The following is a 22,092-nucleotide window of genomic DNA, read 5'->3' as shown; positions in this document are numbered from 1 at the left end:
AATGGGATTCCGATCAGCACGTCGGTCCACGAGCCGCGAGTCGGCTGCTACCTCGGGTGGGGTCGCGAGCCAGCAGCAGGCCGCCCACCGCGAGCAGTCGGCCGGGACCGTCTGGACCCACGACATCGAACAGGGCGAACAGCATTTCGGGATGACCATCCCCGACACCAGAACCCTCCAGCGGTTGCAGACCCACGAGTCGACCTTCGGACCCAAAGTTCACGACTGGATCGCCGAGGGGATGCCGACCGAGATCATGGGCAAAACGCGGGATATGGACGCCTTTCGCCAGCGGCAGGCCGAGCGGCCACCGGAGGTGCCGACGAATATCGAGCGGCAAAACAAGCGGTCAGTGCAGCGCAGCGAGCAGGCCGCCGCCGAGACGGCCCCGGCCGGTGATGCTGGCGTGCCCGAGCCGGTTCGGGAGGTGCTCTCGTCGACCGGCCGGTCGCTCGACGGATCGATCCAGGAGGCGATGGAAGATCGGATGGGCGATTCGCTCGGCGACGTGCGGATTCATACCGGCCCGCAGGCAGCCACTGCGTGCGAGGCGATCAACGCCCGTGCGTTCACGGTCGGCAATCACGTCGCGTTCAACGCTGGCGAGTACGATCCGAAGTCGCCGGAGGGCCAACACGTGCTAGCGCACGAACTGGCCCACGTCCGTCAGCAGACTGGTGGGGCCGTGTCGATGTTGCCGCAGGCGGACATGGAGTTGGAGGTCGACCCCGATCCGGCGTTAGAACGCGAGGCGGAGGAAACTGCTCAGCGTGTCATGGTGGGTGGCGACCTCGGGATTCAGCGGCTGGCCGATACCGAGGTCCACGTCCAACGGATTCCGAGCGCCGACACGGAGTCATCGTATCTCTCCGGCAACCGAACCGGTGGTGACGGTACTGGATTAGCCGAACGAGTCGCCAAGTGGATGCGCGGCGACGAGTACGAACATGGCGAGGAAGGTGTCGAGAGTCTCGATTCAGAATCACTCTCGGAGACGCTCCAGACGGTCGTCGACGATGTTGCTGATCTCAAACAAACGGTCTATGGCGACGACGGTATCGACACAAAAAAGGTCGCTGCCAAAGGGATCGCCCCTGCACTCGCCGCCGGTGGCGCGGGCATAGTGGCTAGCGCTTCGCTCCCGGCAGCTCTGTTCGGTGCGGGCGGGGCGTTCCTCGCAGGCGGTGCCAAGGAACTCTACGGACAGAGCATCGAACGAAGTCTCAAAGAGGGCAGTCCGTTCCAGCAGGAACTCGAAACTCTCAAATCGAAGTTCAACGCCCTCGCTGATACGGTTGGACTCAGGAGCCTTACCGGATCCAAACATGGTGGCGAGGATATTGAAGGAATTCGGTGATACACATGCAGGCAACTATACCCGGCGAAAATGAGGAAGGTATCGGTGTCGACGTGATCGATAATAACGGTTTCAAGCATGAGATCACATTCGAGAAGGGCTCATACGAGATTGTTTATCACCAGTGCGATGAATATGCTGACAACCCCAATGACCGGACACATACAGAGAACGAATACAATGAGCAAGCCCGCCGCTTTGCTCGCTACTACGTCTTTCAGGAACGGGGCTACGACACCCTACCGCCGCAGGAAAACCCCGTCCGTATAGAGGCTGCGCGGCGGGCACTCAAACGGCTGTCGACGTCGACGTTCGAGTCGATGTTCGCCGATCTGTACCAGCAGTTCACAAGCGATTTCGACCCCACTTCCGAAGGGGTCGTCGACCTGCCTAGTGACGTAGCCGACGAGGATCTCGTCGTCTACCAGCGGGACCTGTATCTGGGATTCGAGCCGGACAACATCGAGTTCGCCGACGAAGTACGGCGGTTAGCAGAGGAGTACAGCGTCGATCTGACCGCACCGGCCACCGAATCGAGCGCCGAAGCGTGGCGGCAGTTCGGCCAGACAGCCGCCGAGGTGGCTGTCGACAGCGAGGACTCGCTGCTGTCGGGGATGGAGCTCACAGCGGTGTCGGGAATCCATCTTGTGTATCCGGACACGTCGAAGACTGAACAACGCGTTCCTGCCGAGACGCCACTGGCACGTGAACCTGATGCTCGTATCGAACTCCCATCGGTCGATCCCGGCTCACTCGACCGGTTCCAAGCGTTTCTGGCGTTTCATCTGCGCTGTCAGATCCGTGATCTGTTCATCGGGATGGGCGTCGAACCACCCGAAGCCTTCCGCGTCCGCGGACCGGGGCGGTACTCTTCGACGATGCGATATCGGTTGCTCGATATGTACGACGAGTACTACCACCTCGATGATCCGGCTCTCGACCGATGGGCCGAAGCCTGACAGAATTAGGATGGTTGATTCGCTCGGCGACGTGTTCGGCTGACCGCTCCGTCCACCCCAGAACAGTACGCTTTTCGCGCCGCTGGCCCTCCCCCGACGTATGACTCTGGCCGACGAAACACGGACGGCCGTCGACGAGGCGGCCGCGGCCATCGCGGCGGGCGAGGCGGTCGTCTACCCGACTGAGACCGTCTACGGGCTGGGCGCCGACGCCACCGACGCCGCGGCCGTCGACCGCGTTTTCGAGATCAAGGATCGCCCGCGGGACAAGCCGCTGTCAGTGGCGTTCGCCGACCGCGACCACGCCCGCCAGTACACGAATCCAACCGACCGCGAACTGGCCTTTATGACGGAGTTTCTCCCCGGGCCGGTGACGGTCGTCGTTGACCGCGACCCCACGCTCCCCGACAATCTCACCGACGGCCGCCCCAAAGTCGGCGTCCGGATCGCTGATAACGAGGTCGCGTTGGCGCTGTCTCAGGCCGCCGGACCGATCACTGCCACCAGCGCCAACCGGAGCGGCGAGCCGAGCGTGCGACTCCCGACCGACCTCTCGGAGTCAGTCACCGATGCCGTCGGGGCGATCATCGATGCCGGTCGGACACCCGGCACCGAAAGCACGGTTGTCGACGTCGAAGCCAACGAGATCATTCGCCGCGGCGCGCTGGTCGAAGAGATCGAGGACTGGCTCGCCGACCACTGAGGACCCACCGCAGCAGGCTCGTCGTGGGGTTGTCGGCCGCCCGTACAAAAGATTAAGACAGTCACGATACTAGTACTCAATCAGTCTTAACCCGCATCATGTCGACGAACCCCCCACTCACCAGCACTGGAAAATACCGCGTCATCCGGCGTGAGCCGGGCTATCTCGTCATGTACTCCGCGGATGGCGAGCCAGCGACGGTCGGGACACAGGGGTACGGCGCGAACCTCCAGTCGGTCGTCGACAAAATCCAGCAGGGCGACGGCCTCAAACTGGTGGCCACGGGGATTCACGACGCACGGACCATCGGGCGGTTCGAAGCCGTGAAGATCATCGACCGGCGGGCGATCCGACTCTTTTCGCGGCCCGCACCCACACCCACACCCGAACCGTTCGCGGACCTCTGGGCCGACGGCGACGGCGAGACGGTAACCGGCGGCTTCCAGACTGACGACGGCGAGTATACGGCCGACATCATTCTCGAACCAGAGTCGACCGAGCTGCTGACGATGTTCTGGAACGGGCTGATCGACTTCGAATCCCAATTCAAAAACCGACAGTTCGGCGACGAGCATCCGACCGACGTCCTGATTTTCAACAACGAAACCACCGACTACGTCACGATTCTCTATCACACCGAGATCACCGAGACGCTCGAAGAGATCTATCGGCTCTATCTCGACGAGTACGACGCCGAGACCGATACCGGCGACCGATACAAGGCTGAGCTGCTGTACCCGGAATACCGGCAGTTCAGACCCGAGCTTCCGGACGGCGTACCCGCAAAGGCCGTCCTGGAATCCGACACGAACCCTTTCCCTCGGGAGTCGCGGGTTGAGGGGCCGCCGTTGGATCGCCCTCAGTCCTCCCAGCGAAACGGTTCCGAGTCGACCACCAGGAACGGCTCGGCAGCCGACGGCCCGTCTTCGGATACGGTCGCCTCCGACGAGGCTGCCGCCGATACGGAGTCTGCTGACAGCGAGGAATCCGAAGAGTCAGCTGACGACCAACCGCCGTGGGCCGAGGGGTTGGAGCTGGAGCTTTCGCACTCCTGGACCAAGGAGTCCGAAGTCACGATGGCCGACTACGGCGGACGGCCGGAGCTGACCGAAACCATCCGCAACAGCGTGATCGTCCCGTTCCGGGACCGCCCCGAGCAGGCCAAACAGCTCGGCGTTCCCGTCCCGAGCCTGCTTTTATATGGTCCGCCCGGAACCGGAAAGACCTATCTCGCCGAGACGCTCGCTGGGGAGATCGGCTACCCCTATGTGACCCTCAGCGGCGGCGATATGCTGTCGCGATACATCAACGCCAGCACCGAGAACGTCAACGAGCTGTTCGCCGAGGCCCGAGCCATCGCCGACCACGCGGGCGGGGCGTTGATATTCATCGATGAGATCGACTCCGTCTTAAAAACGCGGCAGTCGACCAATCAACACGCCGAAGACCAGAAGGTCGTCAACGAGTTCCTCACACAGATCGAGAAGGTCGGCGAGGAGAACATCCTGTTTATGGGGGCGACCAATGTGCATGCAGAGCTCGATTCGGCAGCCCTCAGCCGATTTGATAAGGAGCTGTTCGTTGGGCTCCCTGAGGAACAGACCCGCCGGGAGATCATTGCCACCCACCTCTCGGATCGGGCCCACTCGGTGACTGACGACGAGATCGCCGAGCTTGCCGCCGCGACCGAGGGCTATTCGGCCCGCGATCTGACGAAGATCGTCACCGACGCCGCCCGCCGGACGCTCGTCGATCCCGACGGCGACGAGATCAGTATCGAGGCCTGCGAGGCGGCGCTCGCGGAGTTCACCGGCTGATCTCAGAAGCCGAGCAGCGAGCGCAGCGACCGTGTTTTGACCCCACACTCGGAGCGATAGTCGCAGCTCTCACACCGGCTGTCGTCGACCCGCGGCGGCGGGCCGTCCATCGACTGCACGGTTCGCAGCACCCGCCGGTAGGCGGCGGTTCGCCGACAGGTCAGCTCCACCTCGCGGACGATCCCGACCGCCGGGTACTCGACGAGCGCGTGGGGGATCTCCCGCTGGCGCTCCCACGCCAGCGCGTTGGCGACCGCCACCGCTCGGACCGATTGGGGCTCCCAGACTCCCTGTTCGGGCGGCCTGCCGGGTGAGATCACCGTCGGGGTCGGCGGATCGCCAGCCAGCAGTTTGTGGATCAATCCGTGGCAGTCCTTTCCCTCGACGTGGTAGTCTCGTGCGGCCGGTTTGCAGAGCTGCTGCCAATCGGCGCGGGTCGACAGCCCGTCGAGCGCGTCCCGATAGGCGGCTGGCGAGCATTCGATCGGGAGGTCGGCAAGTGTCGCGTCGTCGGCCTTGCGGAGCTCGTCGTACCGAAAGGCGAGTGTCTGCCGCGCTTCGGCTTCGGGTGGCGGGCCGCGGTCGTCGTCACGTCGGGCGTAGTAGAGCTGTCGGGGGCAGTAGGCGGCCCGACCCAGATCGCTGAACGTCGGCATACCGTCGGTGGCCGGGGCTTCGTATTTGAAAGTACGCCGCAGAGAGTAGAGAACAGCTCAGAACGAAACGTCGGTTTCGATGTCTTCGGTTGCCTCCTGGAGCCCGTCTTCGCGAGCATCACGGGCGAGTTGCCCAGTGAGGTCGGAGTCGGTCAGCAGCTCGGCGAACTCGTCGCGGAACCGGTCGTTGGCCCGCGTCGACCGGAGGTCCGCCTTGACGATCCGGCTGTAGTGCCGGGCCGTTTCCTCGGTGAGATCGAGCCGCTCGGCGCGCTCGGCCAGCGATACGTCGTCGACGACCAGTCGGCGGAGATCATCGAGGTCGAAGGGGGCCTCCCGGTCGGCCTCGTCGACGAGATGGAGGTCGAGCCGCGCCGCGAAGACGGCCTCGGGGTTGGCTTCGAGTTCGGCGGCGATCTCCCGGTCGGTGCAGTCGGTGTAGTACCACTGCACGATCCGGGACAACGTCTCGTCGTCGAACTCGGTTTCGAAGCCGTAGCGCTCCCGCATCCGGCCGATGAGTTCGAGCAGTCGATCGGTCACGTCGGTGTCGGTGTCGGTCAGCGACCCCGGCGACTCCGATTGGCTCTCGGTGACCGAATCCGAGCCGGTCGCGTCGATGAAGATGTCCCGCAGTTCGGCAGTCTTGTCGTCCATGGATGGAACCATCACAGTGTCGGCATATAAAAACCTGTCTGCATTCCCACCGAACGCTGACGGTCCGTATGCCAGACAGCCGCAGTGACGTATCAGCACCGACGGACTGAACGCTGTAAACCGAACCTTTGAATATGGTTTACAGTCGTCGTCCTGTATGGCAACTTCGACCGACTCAGTCGACCTCGTCGACGGTGAGATCGTCGGCAACATCGCTCGGGCGGCGCTGTTCGCGGCGCTCGTCGCGGGCTTTTCCTACGTCTCGTTCCCGAACCCGCTCGCGCCGAACATCCCCGTCACGCTGCAGGTCGTCGGCGTCTTCCTCGCGGGGATCATGCTCGGCCCGCTGTGGGGGACCAGTGCGATCAGCCTCTATCTGGCGGCGGGGGCCATCGGCGTTCCCGTGTTTTCGGGTGGCTCGGCGGGACTCGGCTATCTCATCGGGAGTCCGACCCTCGGCTACCTCTGGTCGTACCCGGTCGCGGCGGGCGTCGTCGGTCTCATCGTCCACCGCGGCACCGATCTCCAGGATTACACAGCGGTCGGCGTCCCGCTACTCGTCGGGGCGATGGTCGCTGGCACGCTCGTCATTTATGCGATGGGAACCGTCGGCTTTGCGGTGATCCAGGACCTCGGGCTCGTCGAGTCGTTCACCGTCTCGGCGCTGGCGTTCGTCCCCTTCGAGGCCGTCAAGATCGCCGCGGTCATCGGCATCCTCCGCCGCGATTCGATCGCCGCAGTCTGATGATCCGGGCTCGCGACCTCGTTGTCCGGTACGGCGAGACGACCGCCGTCGACGGGGTCTCCCTGCGGATCGACGACGGCGCGTACGTCGCCATCGTCGGCCCCAACGGCTCGGGCAAGACGACGCTCGTTCGGACGTTCAACGGCCTCGTGGCTCCCGACACCGGGACAGTGCTGGTCGACGACACGCCGGTCGAGGCGGATCTGGTGGCCGCACGGCAGGCCGTCGGCATGGTGTTCCAGGAGCCGCGCGATAGCTTCGTCGCCGCGACCGTCGGCGCTGACGTGGCGTTCGGCCCACGCAACCTCGGACTCTCGCAGACCGAGATCGACCGTCGCGTCGAGACCGCGCTCGCGGCGGTCAATCTCGACGGCCGGGCGGACGAGCGGATCGACCGGCTCTCCGGCGGCGAGCGCGAGCGGGTCGCCATCGCGGGTGCATTAGCGATGGAGCCCGACCACCTCGTACTCGACGAGCCGCTGACCGGACTCGACGAGCCCGCCCGGCGAGCGGTGCTTTCGCGGCTCGAAGCCCTCCACGCTGACGGGACCAGCGTGATCGTCGTCACCCACGATCTGCGGGGCGTCCTGGAGGCCGCCGATCGCGTGATCGGGATGACTGAGGGGGCGATCGCCTTCGAGACGGACGCCGAGGCCGCCCGCGAGGAGCTGGCGGCGCTGGACGTGTACGTCCCGCCCGAGACCGCACCGCCGACACGGCAATCGACACCCGAGTAAGATGCTCCACTACCAGCCGGGCGATTCGCTGGCCCACCGACTCGATCCGCGAACCAAACTCCTCTTCCAGATCGCGTTTGCGACCGTAGCCTTCGCCTACACGACGCCGCGGGGACTCCTCGCTGTCGGCGTGCTCGGTGGTCTCGCACTGGCCGGAGCCGACACCAACCCGCTCCGCGTACTCTGGGCCTACCGGTTCGTCCTCCCCTTCCTCCTGGCCGCGCCGCTGGTCGCCATGCTCACACTCGGCTCGCCGTGGCTCGTTCCCAGCGAGGGCGTCGGCCCCGCACTGGCGAGCGTTCGAAACCTCGTCGTGGTGGTCGTCTGTGGCGGCTACGTTCGGACCACCTCGATCGCCGACTCGCGGGCGGCGATCCAGCGGACTGTGCCGGGTCGACCGGGCCAGTTTCTCGGCCTCGGGATCGAACTCGTCGCCCGCTTTTTGCCGGTGCTCCAGCGGGATCTGCTGGCGATCCTGGACGCCGAGGCTGCCCGGCTCGGCACCGACCGGCCGCTCCGCGAGCGGATCGCCACGGTGGCGACCGCCGGGTTGAATCGCGCCTTCCGGCGGGCCGACCGGCTCTCGATGGCGATGCAGGCGCGGTGTCTCTCCTGGAACCCGACGCTGCCGCCGTTGCGGTTCGGGTGGATCGACGGTCCGGTTGTGGGGCTGTCGGTGCTGTTGCTGACTGCGGCAGTGGTACGGCTCGCGGGGCTCTCGCCGCTTTTGTAGCGACGGAAACCCCTTTGAAGAGTGCCGGATAGCAGTCGACAATGGTAGTTGGACTCGTCTTGCCAGCCCTGATCGGGTTTACGTTCGTGATGATCGCCGCCTATGCCGGGACACTGCGCGCCCTAGAGGTCTATTTCGACCCGACGCAGGACAGCATTTTTCTTTCGGACGACGCCGAGCCGCCGGAGGGTCGGTAGCCGTCAGTTACTCGCCCTCGCGCTGTCGGGCGAGCCGTTGGAGCGCGTCGGCGATCGCCTCGACGGCCGCGAGAAACCGCCAGCCGAGATACACGACGCCGAAGACGGCACCGATCAGCACCCCGAGAAGGAGCTGGCCAGCGATGACGACCGAATAGGCGAGAACGAGCAGGTAACAGATACTGAGGCCAATGATTACTGGGCGAGACAGTTGTCGAGGAGTCCATTCGGACATGGAGGACGGTTACTGCTTGCCTGACAAAAAATACCAGTTCGCGTTTCTATCACAGCAGTCAGTTCTCGAACTCGATTCGATGGTCGTCGCTTTTCCACGCTTCTTCGAGTTCGGAGCTGCCCGTTTCGGCCTCCTTGAGCAGCTTCGAGTAGTTCCGCGCGACATCCCTGAGCGTGAGCGAGCCGACGACTTCCAGCTCCTCGGCGACCGGGAGGGCCGCCACTCGGTTTCGGTTCATTCGCTTGACGGCGACCCGAACCGGCATCGTCGGGGCGACCGAGCCGGACGATCGGGCCATCACCTTCGTGACGGGGATCTGCTCGAAGGGCCGGTTCGACAGACAGCCCGCTTTGACCACCGCATACTGGGTCAGCAGCCCGACGGCCTCGCCGTCATGCATGACTGTGAGCGGTCGGCCCGGCCGCTTAAGCAGCTTCCGCGTCGCCGTTCGGAGATCGGCTCTCGCTGGCACTGTCACCATCCCGGATCGCATGATATCTCGAACTTTCATGGGTGCCTCCTGGACTGCCCGCCGACACTACGCCGAACTAGTCGCCCGGCGAAAATAAAACTATGTGACTAGTTGTCAATCCGAACACAGGGGCTGTCAGCGGAGTAACTGGACGCGATTACCGGCTGCCATCGACGTCGATCGCGTCGACGGGACAGATATCCACACAGAGCATACAGTCGATACACTGGTCCTCGCGGGTGGGTTCGACCTTTTCATCACTGGCGGGGTGGCCGGGTGTGTCGACCCACGTAAAGACGTCGACGGGGCAATTTTCGAGACACGCGCCGTCGGCGACACAGATGTCGTAGTCGACGGCGACGTGGGTGCCGTGGATGCCGAGTTTCTCGGGTGGATCGACGGGCCCCCAGACGTCGACGCCGTTTTCCTCACCCACCTTCTCGCGGTTCACATCGAAGTTCGGGTCGATAGCCATTACTCATTGGTCCGACAGGCGGCTACTTAAGGGCGTTCTTGACGGGTGTGGCTCGTCACCACCTATTTAAAAACACGTCAATCAGGCGGTCGCTTCCGGAGCCTCGCGCCCATTGACCTGCTCGCGGATATACGTCGTGAAGTTCTCGAAGAGCTGTTTGGCCTCGCAGGCGGCGTCGTACTGTTCGGGCGAGATGTCCGCGAGCACGCGGTCGACCTGCTCGTCGCCCAACCGCTCGCGCTTGCTTTCGGCGATCTCGCGGGCGGTCTCGATGTCGTACTCTGGGTGGAACTGAACGCCCCAGCAGTCGCCGCGTCGAAAGCCGTGGACGCCGTGGTCGTTGCGGGCGATGAGTTCCGCCCCCGGCGGGAGTTCGACGACAGCGTCGCCGTGGCTCGTAAAGACGGTGAACTCGTCGCTGATTCGCTTAAATAGGGGATCGTCGTCGACCTGCTCGACCGTGTTGTAGCCCAACTCGAAGTCGTCCATCCCGGCCACGCGGCCGCCGAGGGCCTCGGCGAGCACCTGGTGGCCGTAACAGACCCCGAGGATCGGCACGCCGTCGGCCGCCGCTTTGCCGACGTACTCTACCAGCGGATCGATCCAGTCGTCGTCCCAGTACACCGAGGCCCGCGAGCCCGTGACGACGAGCGCGTCGAACTCGGTGTGTGGCGGAAGCTCGCCGTTGTTCACGTCGAACTCGACGAGGTCGGCGTCGAGTTCGCGTCTGAAGTTACGCGTCGTGTTCGTATCGCCCTCTGCGGCCTGCAGGAGCCCGAATCGGAGGCGTTTCATTACCTGTTCGTCGAGGAGGCGGCACTAAGTGCCTTGCGTCGCCTGCGGGTGCTGCCGGTCTCGTCGACTAGGCCTCCAACCAGCCCACCAGTTCGTCGTTGAGTACGGCCGACCGCTCGACGGTGAGCAGGTGGCCCGCCTCGGGGAACTCCTGGAGCTCCCCACGCGGCAACTCCTCGGCCAACCGCCTGCTCTCGGCGACGTCGACGACCGAATCCACACCGCCAGCAACAACGAACGCCGGGGTCGTCAGTTCGTACAGCGGTTCGGCATCGAACCCGTCAATGGCGGCCAGTTGGGCCTGCTGGGCCCCAGGGGAAGCGTCTTCTTCGCTCCGCCACTCGACGATTCGGTCGACGACGTCGGGCTGGTCCTCACGGAAGTCGGTCGACAGCAGCCCGGTCGTCGAGGCCCGAAGCGCCTCGGTATCGGCAGGATCTGCCAGAAGATCGGACGCGTCGAACGCTTTGCCGGAGGCGGGGGTTCCGATTAGCGTGAGGCTCTCGGCGCGGCTCGTGTAGCGGGCTGCCGCGAGCGCGATGCAGCCGCCGAGCCCACAGCCGACCAAGTGGGCGCGGCGGGTGTTTGTCTCCTGGAGGATGGCCTCCAGATCGCCGACCATATCCCGCATCGTATACGGCCCCAGTGGCGCGTCGGAGCGACCACAGCCACGAGGATCGTAGACGATGGTTTCGAAGAGTCCGGCCAGCGCGCTGTACTGCCAGCCCCACTGCCACCCGCCGAGTGCGAGATCACCGATCAAAACGACCGTCGGCGCGTCGGGGTCGGCCGCCGAGCGCTCGTAGTATATCTCACAGCCGTCAGCGTCTGCGTAGCTCATACGTCTCTCTCGCGGCGAGCGTGTCTAAAAGGTGGGACTCCCGTCGCCCTCGACGGTGAAAGTCGACGGGTTAAGGTTGCGGCAGGCCCTCCCATCAGGTAGTTCAACTATCGATCTATGGCGTCTCCGTACGATATTCTTGGAATCGACTCCGATGCCGACGAGGACGATATCAAACAGGCCTACCGCGACCGGGTCAAGGAGACCCATCCGGATCTCGGTGGAAGCGAGGCGGAATTCAAACGCGTCGAGCGGGCCTACCAGCGGCTGTCGGAGGCCGAATCCGCCGAGCAACTCGACGGCGAAACGGTCGTCTCCGACCAGCACGTCGAGCCCGAGCCCGAGGACCAACCGACACAGGTTGACTTCCTCAACTACGAGGTACTCGACGACCACGGCTGGAGTCTCGACGACGAGGACCTCTTCGAGAAGGCCGCGGCGGCCGGCCTAGATCCCGCCGACTACGGTTCCTTCGAGGTCGAAGGCGACGATACCCTGCTTGAGGCCGCCGAGGAAAACGGCCTCGCGTGGCCGTATGCCTGTCGCGGCGGGGCGTGTGCGAACTGTGCGGTCTCGCTTCTGGACGGGGAACTCTCGCAGTTGGTCGACCACATCCTCTCGGAGGACCTCTTAGAACAGGGTATCCGGCTGTCCTGCAACGGGCGGCCGACGACCGACGAGATGCAGGTCGTCTACAACGTCAAACACCGGCCGGATCTCGACGATCTCCGCCTGCCACCGGACCGGTTCGAGAAGGCCCACGCCCGGAAATAAGTCGACGCCGACGCAAGGTCCATAGCGGATGGCCCCCTACAGGGGGTATGTTCACCGGGCGAACCGACACCCCGTGTTGTCTCTGCGGGCAGGCCAAAACCACCAGTCGGATCGAAGTGCCGCCACGGGCGGTGACGCTGATGCAAAACAGCGGGCCGATCGCCTGGCAGGATATCGTCAGCCCGGTGACCCTCCAGTTCTGTGCGGACGACTGGGCGCTCGTCGCCGATCTCGCCCTCGATATGGGCCACCACCCGCTGTCGCGGTGTAATGTCGCCTACGCCTCCTTCGATCTCCGGGAGGATTTCGAGGCACTGTTGAACGAGACCAAGGAACCGAACCAGACCGAACTCGAAGCCCGACTCAGCACGCGGAGCCGCGAGGTCCTGGAGTCGGCCGACGATCCACTGACCGAACAGCGGGCGCTCGTCGAGGCGACCGTCATCGAGGTTGCACTGGAGGAACTCGGGGTACATCCCTCCGCCGAATCCTGAGCCGCCCCTCTCCGCCATGCACGGCTGATTCTGTGCGGGGAACCATTATTATCGGCGAGCGAGAACGGTAAGCGATGACTGACTCGCTGCGGTCGTTTTTCGACGAGATCGAGGCCCCCGATCGGAACCTCGTCGTCCTCAATCGGGACTCTCCCGATCCGGTCCGGAATCTGCTTGACTCGTTGTTAGCGGGGCAGCCGGTGTCGGTCAGTGATGTCGACACCGAGAGTGCCGCCGCCGACCGCAATATCGTCGCGCTGGTCGAGGACGGCGAGGTCCTCGCGCGGTCGACGCTGGATGAACTCCTCGAATCGGTGCTGTTGATCAACTCTGACTTATATAAGACCGGCGCGATCGACCTCGGCGATGTCGTTCTTCCGGACGTGCTCAGGGGACTCGACGAGGTGCCGTTCCGGCTGCGGGGGTATCCGGCCTCGAACAAGGAGAAACTGCTGTTGATTATCATCTCGCGGGTGATCGAGCGGATCGCCGCCGAGACCGGCGAGGGAATCCTTCGGTCGTCCTTCCAGCGGCTCTCGCGGCTCAACGACGAGAAAGGTACATACGAAGTCTACGAAACACTGAGCAAGGGCGGCGTCGATGTCCACCTCTACGGCGTCGGCGATGCCACCCCCGCCGAATCGCTGCCGGTAACCGTTCACACCGGAACCTCCTACCCCTACCGACGCTCCTGGTTCGTCGTCTTCCAGCCGCCGGAGGGGAGCAATCCGGCCGATCATGCGGCCCTCCTCGCGTTGGAGGACGAACCCAACGTCTGGGACGGTTTTTGGACCTTTCGGCCCGAACTCGTCGACCGGATCGAGCGTTACATCGCCGACTACGTCTGAGGGCTACTCCTCGCCGGTGTCGATTTCGGCCGACAGCCCCTGTGCCAGCTCGATCCCTTCGGCGTTGTTGAGCGTCCAGGCGGTCCGGTCGGTGACGGCTTCGATGACCTCCCGGGCCGATGGATAGCCGTTGCCCGATTTCTTGACGCCGCCGAAGGGGAGTTGGACCTCCGCGCCGATACAGGGGAGATTGCCGTAGGCCAGCCCGACCTCGGCGTGATCCCGGTAGTAGTTGATCTCGCGGTAGTCCTCGGAGATGATCGCTCCGGCGAGGCCGTAGTCGGTGTCGTTGTGGATCTCAACCGCTCGCTCGATACCACCGCTGTACGGGAGCAGTGCGACGTGAGGGCCGAAGACCTCCTCGCTGGTACACCGGAGATCAGCGTCGGGGTCGGCCTCGTAGACGAACGGCCCGACCCAGTGACCTGCCTCGTGGCCCTCGGGAACCTCCTCGCTGTCGAGGTCTGTCCGGTCGACTAGCACGTCGACGCCCTCCTCGCGGGCGAGATCGTTGTACCCCACGACTTTCTCCCTGTGTTCGGCTTCGATCAGCGGCCCCATGAACGTCCCCTCGTCGAGGGGGTCGCCGACCGAGACGGAGCGGGCCATCTCGACGAACCGACTTTTGAATTCCTCGTAGACATCCTCGTGCACCACGAGCCGCTCGCTGGAGACACAGCGCTGGCCCGTCGTTTTGAAACTGGAGAGGACCGCCGACCGGACTGCGGTTTCGAGGTCGGCGTTGGCAGTGATCACGATGTTGTTCTTGCCGCCCATCTCGCAGGCCGCCCGGGTTCCCGACTGGGCGGCGACCTCGCGGGCAATCTCATGGCCGACTTCCACGGAGCCGGTAAACAGCACCGTGTCGACGGCGTGGTCGACGATCGCGCTCCCGGCGTCGCCGAACCCCTGGACCATATTGAACACGCCGTTCGGGATGCCGGTGTCGTCGAACAGCTCGGCGACAATTCGTCCACAGAGCGGGGTCTGCTCGGCGGGTTTCCAGACGACGGTGTTGCCCTCGACCAGCGCGACCGCCATATGCCAGAAGGGGATGGCGACGGGGAAGTTCCACGGGGTGATACAGCCGACGACGCCCCGTGGTTTGCGCCGCATATAGGCGTCCTTGGCGGCGATCTCGCTCGGCACCACGTCGCCCTTGGGGTGGCGGGCGTCACCGGCGGCCCATTCGACCATGTGGGCGGCCTCGACCACGTCCGCCCGCCCCTCGCTGATCTCCTTGCCGCACTCGCGGGTGACGATCTCTCCGAGTTCGTCGGTCCGCTCGCGGAGTTCGTGGTAGATTTCCCAGAGGTACTCCGCCCGATCGACATATGAGAGTTCGCGCCACTCGGCGAAGGCTGCCTCGGCGGCGTCGATCGCAGCCGTCACCTCGCGGTCGGTCCCGCGAGTGAACCGCCCCAGCGTCTCGCCGGTCGCGGGGTTTTCGCTGTTAAATTCTTCCCCCTCGCCGGTGACCCATTCGCCAGCGATGTAGTGGCCGTCGACGCTGTCTGTGTGGGACATACCCTCGATATAGCGTCGCCTCGGCCAAGTATCTTTGTCACTCTCTGCCATGATTCCGGACGTGTGTCAGGCGATCCGCGTGACGGCCCCGTGGTTGTCGAGTGTCGAGTCCGCTCTCGCCGATCAGGCCCGTCGGCTATCGGTCGCCCGTTTTTCGATCTCGCTTCTGAGCGCGGCGGCCTCGAAATCGTGATCCGGCCGGATCTTCACGAAGCTCAGGAAGTCCATTGCCTCCAGGAGCTCCTCGACTGCATAGACCGCCAACGCTGCGTCGACGGCCTCCCGGGCCCCGATCAGCGGTTCGAGTGCGGCCAGCCCGCAGGCCAGGTCGTACGACTGGATCGACTGTTGGCTCTCCGTTTTGATATTCGTTGCATCAATAAAGAACAGCTCGTCGTCGAGAATCAGGACGTTTTCGGCCCGCAGGTCTCCGTGGGCCATCCCGGCGTCGTGGAGCGTTTTTAGGGAGCCAAAGAGGTCGACCGCCAGCTCGGTTTCGGTCTCGACATCAAGCTCGTCGAACGCCCGGAAGTCGGGCAGGTATTCGAGGACGACGACGCCGAACCCCTCGACCTCGAAGGCCTCGATCGGCTCGGGCGCGTTGAGGCCCAACTCCCGCATTCGTTCGGTGGCCTCCAGCTCGTGGCGGGCCATCTCGTAGGGCGTTTGGAACGACTCGAAAAACCCCTCGGTGCCGGTCGAAACGGCCCCGAGGTTTCGGCCGGTCGTAAACAGCGCGTGAACGATGGTGTTCTGTCTGCTGATCACCTTCACGAACAGGTCGTCGTCGATCACCATCGGCGTCGAGAGCCAGTTGTCGGCCTCCAGGAACCGGGCCCGGACCGTCTCGCGGTCGTACCGCTCGGCGATCCGGCTGACGACAGTCTCCAGGTCGGGCCAGTCGATCCGGCCGCGGACCAGGCGGCGCAGACGCATCACTTCCTACTGAAGGCCGGAGCACTGATAAAGGGAGTGCGACCGGACGCCCCCGCTTCGGAGCGTTTTCTGATTATCAGGTGAGATATCTGAAACCAATACATTAATAATAGAAACGTCAGATACAGTGAAGAGAAACCATATCTATGTATTCGATGCTCCCCGGATTCGAACTCGCTGTTCTTTCGGGGATTTCGGCGGCGGTTCTCGCGGTGGTCGCCTACCGGAAGACCGCGGGTCAGTCACGCTTGGTGCGTGGCTCGTTCGTCGGCGTCGGGGTTGCTGGGCTCCTGTGGGCGGTTGGCTACGCGAACTATCTCCTGGTCGACCCCGCAGAGAGCTACGCCGCACTGCGGTGGCTGTGGCTCGGATCGATCCCGTTCGTCACACTGTGGGTCGTCTTCGTGATCGCCTACACCGATCAGGCGGCGCTGTTCAAGCGACGAATCCTCGTCCTGTTGGCCATCGAACCGGTGGTCGTCCTGTTGGCCGCGCTGACGATGCCTGCCCATGATCTGTTTTTGAGCGGCCAGTCGACCGGAACGATCGCTGGCTACGAGGTCCTGGTGCCGACGATCGGGCCGCTGTTCGTCTTCCACCAGCTGTATACGTTCCTGCTGGGTGTGTTCTCGCTGCTGTTGCTCATTCGAACGCTCGGCGACACCGATCCGGCCTACCACCCACAGCTGCTGGTATTAGTGGCCGCCGGGAGCCTCCCGCTGATCGGGCCGCTTCAACAGCTATCGAGTCTGACGATCGCGGCCATTCACGGCCCGCCGCTCGTATTGAGTCTGTTCTGTGGGATGCTCCTGCTTGGGGGGCTCCGTTACCGGCTGTTCGATGTGCTGCCGACCGCTCGCGGTCACATCCTCTCGACGATGGAAGACGGCGTGGTGTTGGTCGACGACGACGGCCGGATTCGTATCGCCAACGCGGCCGCCCGCCGCCAGCTTGCCCTCCCCGAGCCGGTGATCGGCTGTGATGCCGCGGCTGTGTTGCCCTGCGGCGACCAGTTGCTCCAGTTCGCCAGCCGGAATGACTCCCCCGAGACCGCGCTCCACGCGATGGGCTCGGAGACCACTCATCGGACCGACGGGGGAACCGCCCAACTCAGACCGCATCCGTCCGGCCTCGAACTGTTTTTCCAGACCGAGGGGAGCGAACGCCACTTCATCGTGAGCACCGAACCCGCCCCCGCCGAGACGACCGTCGAGGGCCAACTGCTGGTGTTCCGGGACGTGACCGCCCAGCGGGACCAGGAACTGGAGTTCCAGGCCGTCATCGAGCATACGACCGACGTGGTGACGATCGCCGACCCCGATGGCCGGATCACCTACGTGAGCCCCTCCGTCGAGCCCGAGCTGTCGTACACGCCGGTCGAACTCATCGGCACCGAGGTAGGCGGGCTGTTCCACCCCGACGACACCGAGGCGGTCGAAGCCGAGCTGTCGACCGTCGAAGGCACCGACAAAGTGGTCCACTCACAGTACCGCATCCGGACCGGCGACGGCGAGTGGCGAATGGTCGAAACAACCGTCCGGGGTGGCCGATCGACGCCGGTCACCGACGGTGTCATCCTGACGACCCGCGATATCACCGACCGCTACCGCCACCAACAGCGCCGCCGGGTGATGAACCGCGTGCTCCGCCACGACCTCAGAAACGATATGAACGTCGTCGTCGGCCACGCCGAGATCCTGGTCGACGCCCTCGACTCCGATCAGGTGCGACACGCCGAGACGATCCAGCAGAAGGCGAGCAATCTCGTTCGGTTGGGCGAGAAAGTCCGCAAGATCGACCAGCGGCTCCACGGCCGCGATCGGGCGCTCAAGCGGATCGACCTCTCGCGGATCGTCGAAGACGAGGTACGGTCGCTCCACGAGCGGTATCCCGAGACGGCGATTCGGACCCGGATCCAGGAGGCCTCGATTCTCGGCGATACGCTGATCCGGGCGGCGGTTGCCAACCTCATCGAGAACGCGATCGAACACAACGACAGCGACCACCCCGAGGTCGATGTCGAGGTTTCGACGAATCCCGAGACCGGCCGGGTCGAACTCGCGGTCAGCGACAACGGGCCGGGGATTCCGGAGGCCGAACAGCGCGTGATCACCGCCGGGATCGAGACGCCGCTCGAACACATCAGCGGGCTCGGGCTGTGGCTCGTCAAATGGATCGTCGAGGGGATGGACGGCGACCTGGGAATCGAAAACACCGATCCCCGCGGCTCGGTCGTCACCCTCTCGTTCCCCTCGGTCGAGCAGGCCACCGCCGACGCAGACCGGTCGGCCCCCGAATCGGCATCGAACGCCGACAGATCGGCCGACCAGTTTACCGATACTGTCGGCTCACGACGGACGGGCGCGCCGATTCAGACGACGACACGCGGCGACGGGTGATGTGTCTCCGGGCAATTTGGGGTGCGTCGGGGCGACAAAATAGCGGCGGTGTTAGTCGATATGACCTTCTTCGCGGAGCTGTTGGGCGTCCTGGCTGTCGTAGCGCCACTCGACGTCGGCCTTCTCGTCTTGCCAGTCCCACGGCTCGATGAGGACGACGTCGTCCTCGTTGATCCACGTGCGGAACCGCATTCGGCCGGGAATCCGGCCCATTCGCTCTTTGCCGTCGTTACAGCGGAGTCTGACTCGGCCACCGCCGAGCATACTGGTCACGACCGCGAACATTTCGTCGTCGTTCGGCATGCGGAGGTTCTTCCTCCCTGATTCGTTTGACACACTCCCAGTACGCGCTGCCGACAGTTAAACCGTAGCATCCTGCGACCGGCTCGCACGTCGACTGCCCACACGGGACGCTCCCGGCGGGTGATTCGGCCGTCTCACCCGCAGAGAGTCGAACCGTTTTTTCCTGTCGGCCCGACAGTCGACCGTATGTACCGGAAGGGCCATCTCGGCGTCTCGTTGCTCGTCTTCGCGCCGATCGGCTACACGCTGGCGGAACTCGGCGCGCCCGAACTCGCCGCGCTCACCGGGGGCGTCATGCTCTGGCTGGTGATGCTTCCGGACGTCGACCACCGGCTGCCGATGATCGAACACCGCGGGCCGACCCACTCGCTGGCGTTCGCGGCGCTCATCGGCGGCGTAGGTGCGGCCCTCGGCGTCGGCGCGGAGTTGGTCCTCGGGGGTACCGCCGAGTCGGTCGGCGTGGGGCTCGCACTCCCGGCGGTGGGCTTCGCTATCGGCGCACTGACTGTGATCGCTCATCTGATCGGTGACACGCTCACCCCGGCGGGCGTGAACTACCTGTGGCCGCTCTCCTCACGGACGTTCTCGGTGTCGCTGGCGAGAGCCAGCAACCCGTGGGCCAACAGCGGGCTGTTCGGCCTCGGCCTCGTCGTGACCGCTGGCTGGGTCGCCGTGACGGCTGGCGTTATATAAGGTCTCAAGACTCAACCCACAGCAGGACGAAGGGGAGCTATGATCGACGACACCCACTGTGAGCTCTGTTCACGGCCGACCGATGGGGCCGTCTGTCGGCGCTGTGGGACCATCGTCTGTCGGATGCATTTCGATGCCGAGTTGCGGTTCTGTGCTGAGTGTGCCGCACGAGCCAAACCGACCGGTCGGCGTGGCGATACGTTTCACCTGTGAGACCGGAGGCTTTTGCTCGTCGCAGCCCTACACTACCCCAGAGATGTTCCTCCCACCCGAACAGCCAGTGATCGCTTCTCCCCGTCTCCCCGACCGGTCGACGGGATCGCTCCTACGTCCATCACCATGAGTACGCCAGTCAGTTCTCCCCCGGCCGACGACGCCGCTTCGACCCGCGATAAGCTCACGACCGCAGGTGTTGCCACGGGCCTTGGCCTCGGCGCAGTCGCGCTCACCTACGTCATCATCCTCCCGCTCGTGTTCCTGCTCACGGAGTTCGAGATCCCGCTTCCAGACTCGCCGCTGGTCCTCACTACCGCCGAGTTGATCATCGGCCAGCTGCTCGTGATGGGCGGCGTGTCGGTACTCTACCTCCTGCGGACGGGTCGCGGGCTGTCCTACGTTTCGGTCCGTCGACCCACACTCGTCGAGGCACTGATGATCGTCGCTGCGCCGTTCGGCATCATTTTCGTCACCGCGATCGTCACGCAGCTGAGTCTGCTGGCCGGGATCGAGCCCTCACAGCACGCCCTCGGCGGACTGACCGGCGTCGACCCGAGTTTCTACCTCTATTTGGTGCCGCTGATGATCCTCATCGTCGGTCCTTTCGAGGAACTGCTGTACCGTGGTGTGGTCCAGGGCCGCCTGCGTGAATCCTTCGGCCCGATCGGGGCGATCGTGATCGCCAGCCTGATTTTCGCGTCCATCCACCTCCCCGCCCACGGGTTCGGGTCGGCCGGACTCGCGTCGACGGCCGCCTCGCTGACTGCGCTGTTCGGCGGCTCGCTCGTCTTCGGCGGCATCTACGAGTGGACCGGGAACCTCACTGTCGTCGCGCTCGTTCACGGTATTTATAACGGGATTCTGCTCACGCTGCTGTACATCGTCACCGTCTACGGCCCCGAGATGGAGGAGTTAGCGGCTACTTCCGAGACGGCGGCCGTGCTGCTGGGAATTTAAAAGACGACGCCGTCGGCTCCGCCGACCGCCCACCCGTACGGTTTTATTTTCGGATCGCTTGGTGGGTGTGTGGACGCACATCAGCCCGAGTTCGAGAACCCCTTCGGCATGGACGAGCAGTGTACGAACTGCGACCTCTGTGAGAACCGCGAAACGGTCGTCCACGGCTACGGCGACGTGGGCGGCGAGTTCCTCTTCCTCGCCGAACGACCACACGAGGGGGCCGACCGAACCGGGATTCCGTTTACCGGCGACGAACACGGTCGGCGGCTCCAGGAGATCCTCGGACAACTGGGCTTCGTCCGCTCCGAGCCCGATGCGGCCGAGCCGGACATCCAGAACGCCTACTGTACGTATCTGACGCGGTGTCGAGACCCCGAACGCCCGCCGACCGACGCCGAGATCGACACCTGCGAGCCCTATTTAAATGCCGAGATCAGGATGATCAACCCCCAGATCATCGTTCCGATTGGCCAGCGCGTCCTGGAGTCGCTGGCGATGGAGTACACCACCCGGAAACCCGAGAGCTTCGATATCGAGGCCGAACACGCCACCACGATCCGGGGGCGCGGCTTCGAGTTGGTGCCAATGGTCGAACTGGAGCGGCAGACCGACGCCGACAGCGAGGCCTTTGTCGAGCACGTCAGAGAAAACGTCTTCTCGCGGGATTACCGCCAGACGAAGGGCCGCCAGAGCCGCTAATCCTCGCTCCGTATCAGCGCGTTCAAGACGCCGCCGCCCGCATAGTGAGCTATGACTGTTATCGCTGTTCTCGCAAAGCCACCGCGCGAGGGACTGGTGCTGCCGGAACTGGCCGCAACCACGCCGTTGAGCGAGGCCGCCGTCGCCGAGTTCTACGAAGCGATGCTTCGGGATACCTTCCTGGCGGCCGACCGCTCGGGCGGCGAACTGCTCGTCAACTACCTGCCGGAAGCCCAGTTCGACGAGGCCTACCACACCGATATCGACCCGGTCGCCGAACTCCGGTCGATCGCGGCCGACACGCTCGAGGACGTTTCGGATGTCCGGTTCGAGCCGCAGGTCGGCTCGACGGTTTCGGCGCGGGCTGGGAACACGCTCACCCACCTCCTCGATAATGAGGAGGTCGCCTCCGCCGCGGTGGTCTTCGGGACCGCGCCGCTGTTGAGCCGCCTGCAGGTCGACTCGGCGGCGATGAAGCTCCGCACCAACGAGGTCGTCCTCGGCCCGGCCGCCGACGGGCGAGTCTACTACGCGGGTTTCACCGAACCGGTCGACTTCACCGAGAGTTTCGAAGGGATCGAACTCCAGCGGCTGACCAACCGCGCGGGTGACGCCGATCTCGACACCGAGTTCATTCCGATGAGCCCGCGTGTCGACACCAAGCAGGACCTGCTGTCGCTGCTGCCGATGCTGCGGGCGCGGTTTACCGCCGAGCGGATCGTCCCCGAGTACACCGCGGCCTTCGTTCACGAGCAGGGGCTGGACGTGGCTCCCGGTGACGACGGCCCGGAGCTCGTCGTCGACGCCGAGTAGGCCTCCCTTACTCGGAGGACGGCTAGCGGTCGGTGGCCGCCCACGCCGGAC

27 protein-coding genes are annotated in these 22,092 nt (G+C 64.5%); 17 read left to right on the top strand and 10 right to left on the bottom strand.

The genetic code is table 11. The features are described 5' to 3' along the window. The first annotated feature begins 1 nt into the window (after window position 1). From NO877_RS09030 to NO877_RS09015, 4 genes are all read left to right on the top strand, one after another. A complete protein-coding gene (locus NO877_RS09030) occupies window positions 2–1,357 on the top strand; it encodes an eCIS core domain-containing protein (RefSeq protein WP_379827309.1) in 1,356 nt (451 codons plus the stop codon). Window positions 1,358–1,362: 5 nt separating this feature from the next. After that, window positions 1,363–2,316 carry a DUF7958 family protein gene (locus tag NO877_RS09025; RefSeq protein ID WP_256396006.1) on the top strand — a complete coding sequence of 318 codons (954 nt, stop codon included), beginning with the start codon at window positions 1,363–1,365 and terminating at the stop codon, window positions 2,314–2,316. A gap of 100 nt (window positions 2,317–2,416) precedes the next feature. Then, on the top strand, window positions 2,417–3,019 hold the full coding sequence (locus tag NO877_RS09020) for an L-threonylcarbamoyladenylate synthase (RefSeq protein WP_256396005.1): 603 nt from the start codon (window positions 2,417–2,419) through the stop codon (window positions 3,017–3,019). A gap of 98 nt (window positions 3,020–3,117) precedes the next feature. Next, entirely contained in the window at window positions 3,118–4,836 is a 1,719-nt protein-coding gene (locus NO877_RS09015) for an AAA family ATPase (RefSeq protein ID WP_256396004.1), read from the top strand. A gap of 2 nt (window positions 4,837–4,838) precedes the next feature. Here the strand turns inward: NO877_RS09015 and NO877_RS09010 are convergent, their stop codons facing one another. Continuing rightward, complete coding sequence (locus NO877_RS09010; protein WP_256396003.1) at window positions 4,839–5,492, bottom strand: CRISPR-associated protein Cas4; 654 nt, start codon at window positions 5,490–5,492, stop codon at window positions 4,839–4,841. 57 nt (window positions 5,493–5,549) lie between these two features. Further along, a complete protein-coding gene (locus NO877_RS09005) occupies window positions 5,550–6,149 on the bottom strand; it encodes a conditioned medium-induced protein 4 (protein WP_256396002.1) in 600 nt (199 codons plus the stop codon). A gap of 157 nt (window positions 6,150–6,306) precedes the next feature. On the opposite strand from NO877_RS09005, the gene NO877_RS09000 reads away from it, so the two are divergent. The 4 genes from NO877_RS09000 to NO877_RS08985 are packed head-to-tail and all read left to right on the top strand — an operon-like array spanning window position 6,307 to window position 8,561. Next, complete coding sequence (locus NO877_RS09000; protein WP_256396001.1) at window positions 6,307–6,894, top strand: biotin transporter BioY; 588 nt, start codon at window positions 6,307–6,309, stop codon at window positions 6,892–6,894. Then, window positions 6,894–7,631: an energy-coupling factor ABC transporter ATP-binding protein gene (locus NO877_RS08995; RefSeq protein WP_256396000.1), complete on the top strand. Its 738-nt coding sequence runs from the start codon at window positions 6,894–6,896 to the stop codon at window positions 7,629–7,631. The genes NO877_RS09000 and NO877_RS08995 overlap by 1 nt, the downstream gene beginning before the upstream one ends. 1 nt (window position 7,632) lies before the next feature. Continuing rightward, entirely contained in the window at window positions 7,633–8,364 is a 732-nt protein-coding gene (locus NO877_RS08990; RefSeq protein ID WP_256395999.1) for an energy-coupling factor transporter transmembrane component T family protein, read from the top strand. Window positions 8,365–8,405: 41 nt separating this feature from the next. Next, complete coding sequence (locus NO877_RS08985) at window positions 8,406–8,561, top strand: hypothetical protein (RefSeq protein WP_256395998.1); 156 nt, start codon at window positions 8,406–8,408, stop codon at window positions 8,559–8,561. 7 nt (window positions 8,562–8,568) lie between these two features. On the opposite strand, the gene NO877_RS08980 is transcribed toward NO877_RS08985, so the two are convergent. The 5 genes from NO877_RS08980 to NO877_RS08960 form a co-directional block, all read right to left on the bottom strand. Beyond that, window positions 8,569–8,796, bottom strand: a complete 228-nt coding sequence (locus NO877_RS08980; protein ID WP_256395997.1) for a DUF8066 domain-containing protein — start codon at window positions 8,794–8,796, stop codon at window positions 8,569–8,571. Between the two features lie 58 nt (window positions 8,797–8,854). Next, on the bottom strand, window positions 8,855–9,307 hold the full coding sequence (locus NO877_RS08975; protein ID WP_256395996.1) for a CBS domain-containing protein: 453 nt from the start codon (window positions 9,305–9,307) through the stop codon (window positions 8,855–8,857). Window positions 9,308–9,425: 118 nt separating this feature from the next. Next, window positions 9,426–9,743, bottom strand: a complete 318-nt coding sequence (locus tag NO877_RS08970; RefSeq protein WP_256395995.1) for a 4Fe-4S dicluster domain-containing protein — start codon at window positions 9,741–9,743, stop codon at window positions 9,426–9,428. A gap of 81 nt (window positions 9,744–9,824) precedes the next feature. Further along, window positions 9,825–10,538, bottom strand: coding sequence for a type 1 glutamine amidotransferase (locus NO877_RS08965; protein ID WP_256395994.1), 714 nt, complete (start codon window positions 10,536–10,538; stop codon window positions 9,825–9,827). Between the two features lie 67 nt (window positions 10,539–10,605). After that, the gene (locus NO877_RS08960; protein WP_256395993.1) at window positions 10,606–11,379 is read right to left on the bottom strand and encodes an alpha/beta fold hydrolase; all 774 of its coding nucleotides are present in this window, start codon (window positions 11,377–11,379) and stop codon (window positions 10,606–10,608) included. Between the two features lie 117 nt (window positions 11,380–11,496). Between NO877_RS08960 and fer the strand changes: the two genes are divergently transcribed. From fer to NO877_RS08945, 3 genes are all read left to right on the top strand, one after another. Continuing rightward, window positions 11,497–12,153, top strand: coding sequence for a ferredoxin Fer (gene fer / locus NO877_RS08955; RefSeq protein ID WP_256395992.1), 657 nt, complete (start codon window positions 11,497–11,499; stop codon window positions 12,151–12,153). Window positions 12,154–12,200: 47 nt separating this feature from the next. Next, entirely contained in the window at window positions 12,201–12,647 is a 447-nt protein-coding gene (locus NO877_RS08950; RefSeq protein ID WP_256395991.1) for a DUF7960 family protein, read from the top strand. Between the two features lie 74 nt (window positions 12,648–12,721). Further along, window positions 12,722–13,495 carry a DICT sensory domain-containing protein gene (locus tag NO877_RS08945; RefSeq protein ID WP_256395990.1) on the top strand — a complete coding sequence of 258 codons (774 nt, stop codon included), beginning with the start codon at window positions 12,722–12,724 and terminating at the stop codon, window positions 13,493–13,495. A gap of 3 nt (window positions 13,496–13,498) precedes the next feature. Here the strand turns inward: NO877_RS08945 and NO877_RS08940 are convergent, their stop codons facing one another. Beyond that, the gene (locus NO877_RS08940) at window positions 13,499–15,022 is read right to left on the bottom strand and encodes an aldehyde dehydrogenase family protein (protein ID WP_256395989.1); all 1,524 of its coding nucleotides are present in this window, start codon (window positions 15,020–15,022) and stop codon (window positions 13,499–13,501) included. A 123-nt stretch (window positions 15,023–15,145) separates the two neighbouring features. After that, a complete protein-coding gene (locus NO877_RS08935; protein ID WP_256395988.1) occupies window positions 15,146–15,958 on the bottom strand; it encodes an RIO1 family regulatory kinase/ATPase domain-containing protein in 813 nt (270 codons plus the stop codon). A gap of 146 nt (window positions 15,959–16,104) precedes the next feature. Between NO877_RS08935 and NO877_RS08930 the strand changes: the two genes are divergently transcribed. After that, window positions 16,105–18,357, top strand: a complete 2,253-nt coding sequence (locus NO877_RS08930; protein WP_256395987.1) for a histidine kinase N-terminal 7TM domain-containing protein — start codon at window positions 16,105–16,107, stop codon at window positions 18,355–18,357. A gap of 51 nt (window positions 18,358–18,408) precedes the next feature. On the opposite strand, the gene eif1A is transcribed toward NO877_RS08930, so the two are convergent. Then, window positions 18,409–18,693, bottom strand: a complete 285-nt coding sequence (gene eif1A, locus NO877_RS08925) for a translation initiation factor eIF-1A (protein WP_256395986.1) — start codon at window positions 18,691–18,693, stop codon at window positions 18,409–18,411. 153 nt (window positions 18,694–18,846) lie between these two features. Here eif1A and NO877_RS08920 point away from each other — a divergent pair, with 153 nt between their 5' ends. The 5 genes from NO877_RS08920 to NO877_RS08900 all read left to right on the top strand — a co-directional run bounded on the left by NO877_RS08920 (window position 18,847) and on the right by NO877_RS08900 (window position 22,041). Beyond that, complete coding sequence (locus tag NO877_RS08920; RefSeq protein ID WP_256395985.1) at window positions 18,847–19,353, top strand: metal-dependent hydrolase; 507 nt, start codon at window positions 18,847–18,849, stop codon at window positions 19,351–19,353. 39 nt (window positions 19,354–19,392) lie between these two features. Next, window positions 19,393–19,566 (top strand): hypothetical protein, encoded by a 174-nt coding sequence (locus NO877_RS08915; RefSeq protein WP_256395984.1) that lies wholly within the window; start codon window positions 19,393–19,395, stop codon window positions 19,564–19,566. Between the two features lie 126 nt (window positions 19,567–19,692). Further along, complete coding sequence (locus NO877_RS08910; protein ID WP_256395983.1) at window positions 19,693–20,526, top strand: CPBP family intramembrane glutamic endopeptidase; 834 nt, start codon at window positions 19,693–19,695, stop codon at window positions 20,524–20,526. Between the two features lie 69 nt (window positions 20,527–20,595). Continuing rightward, window positions 20,596–21,228: a uracil-DNA glycosylase gene (locus tag NO877_RS08905; protein ID WP_256395982.1), complete on the top strand. Its 633-nt coding sequence runs from the start codon at window positions 20,596–20,598 to the stop codon at window positions 21,226–21,228. A 51-nt stretch (window positions 21,229–21,279) separates the two neighbouring features. Next, window positions 21,280–22,041: a TIGR04282 family arsenosugar biosynthesis glycosyltransferase gene (locus NO877_RS08900; RefSeq protein WP_256395981.1), complete on the top strand. Its 762-nt coding sequence runs from the start codon at window positions 21,280–21,282 to the stop codon at window positions 22,039–22,041. Window positions 22,042–22,092 lie beyond the last annotated feature (51 nt).

It is taken from the genome of Halohasta litorea (genome assembly GCF_024494645.1).
In the GTDB taxonomy this organism is placed as follows: domain Archaea; phylum Halobacteriota; class Halobacteria; order Halobacteriales; family Haloferacaceae; genus Halohasta; species Halohasta litorea.
The sequence above is the reverse complement of the archived record's forward strand: the minus strand, read 5'-3'. Positions and strand labels throughout refer to the sequence as shown.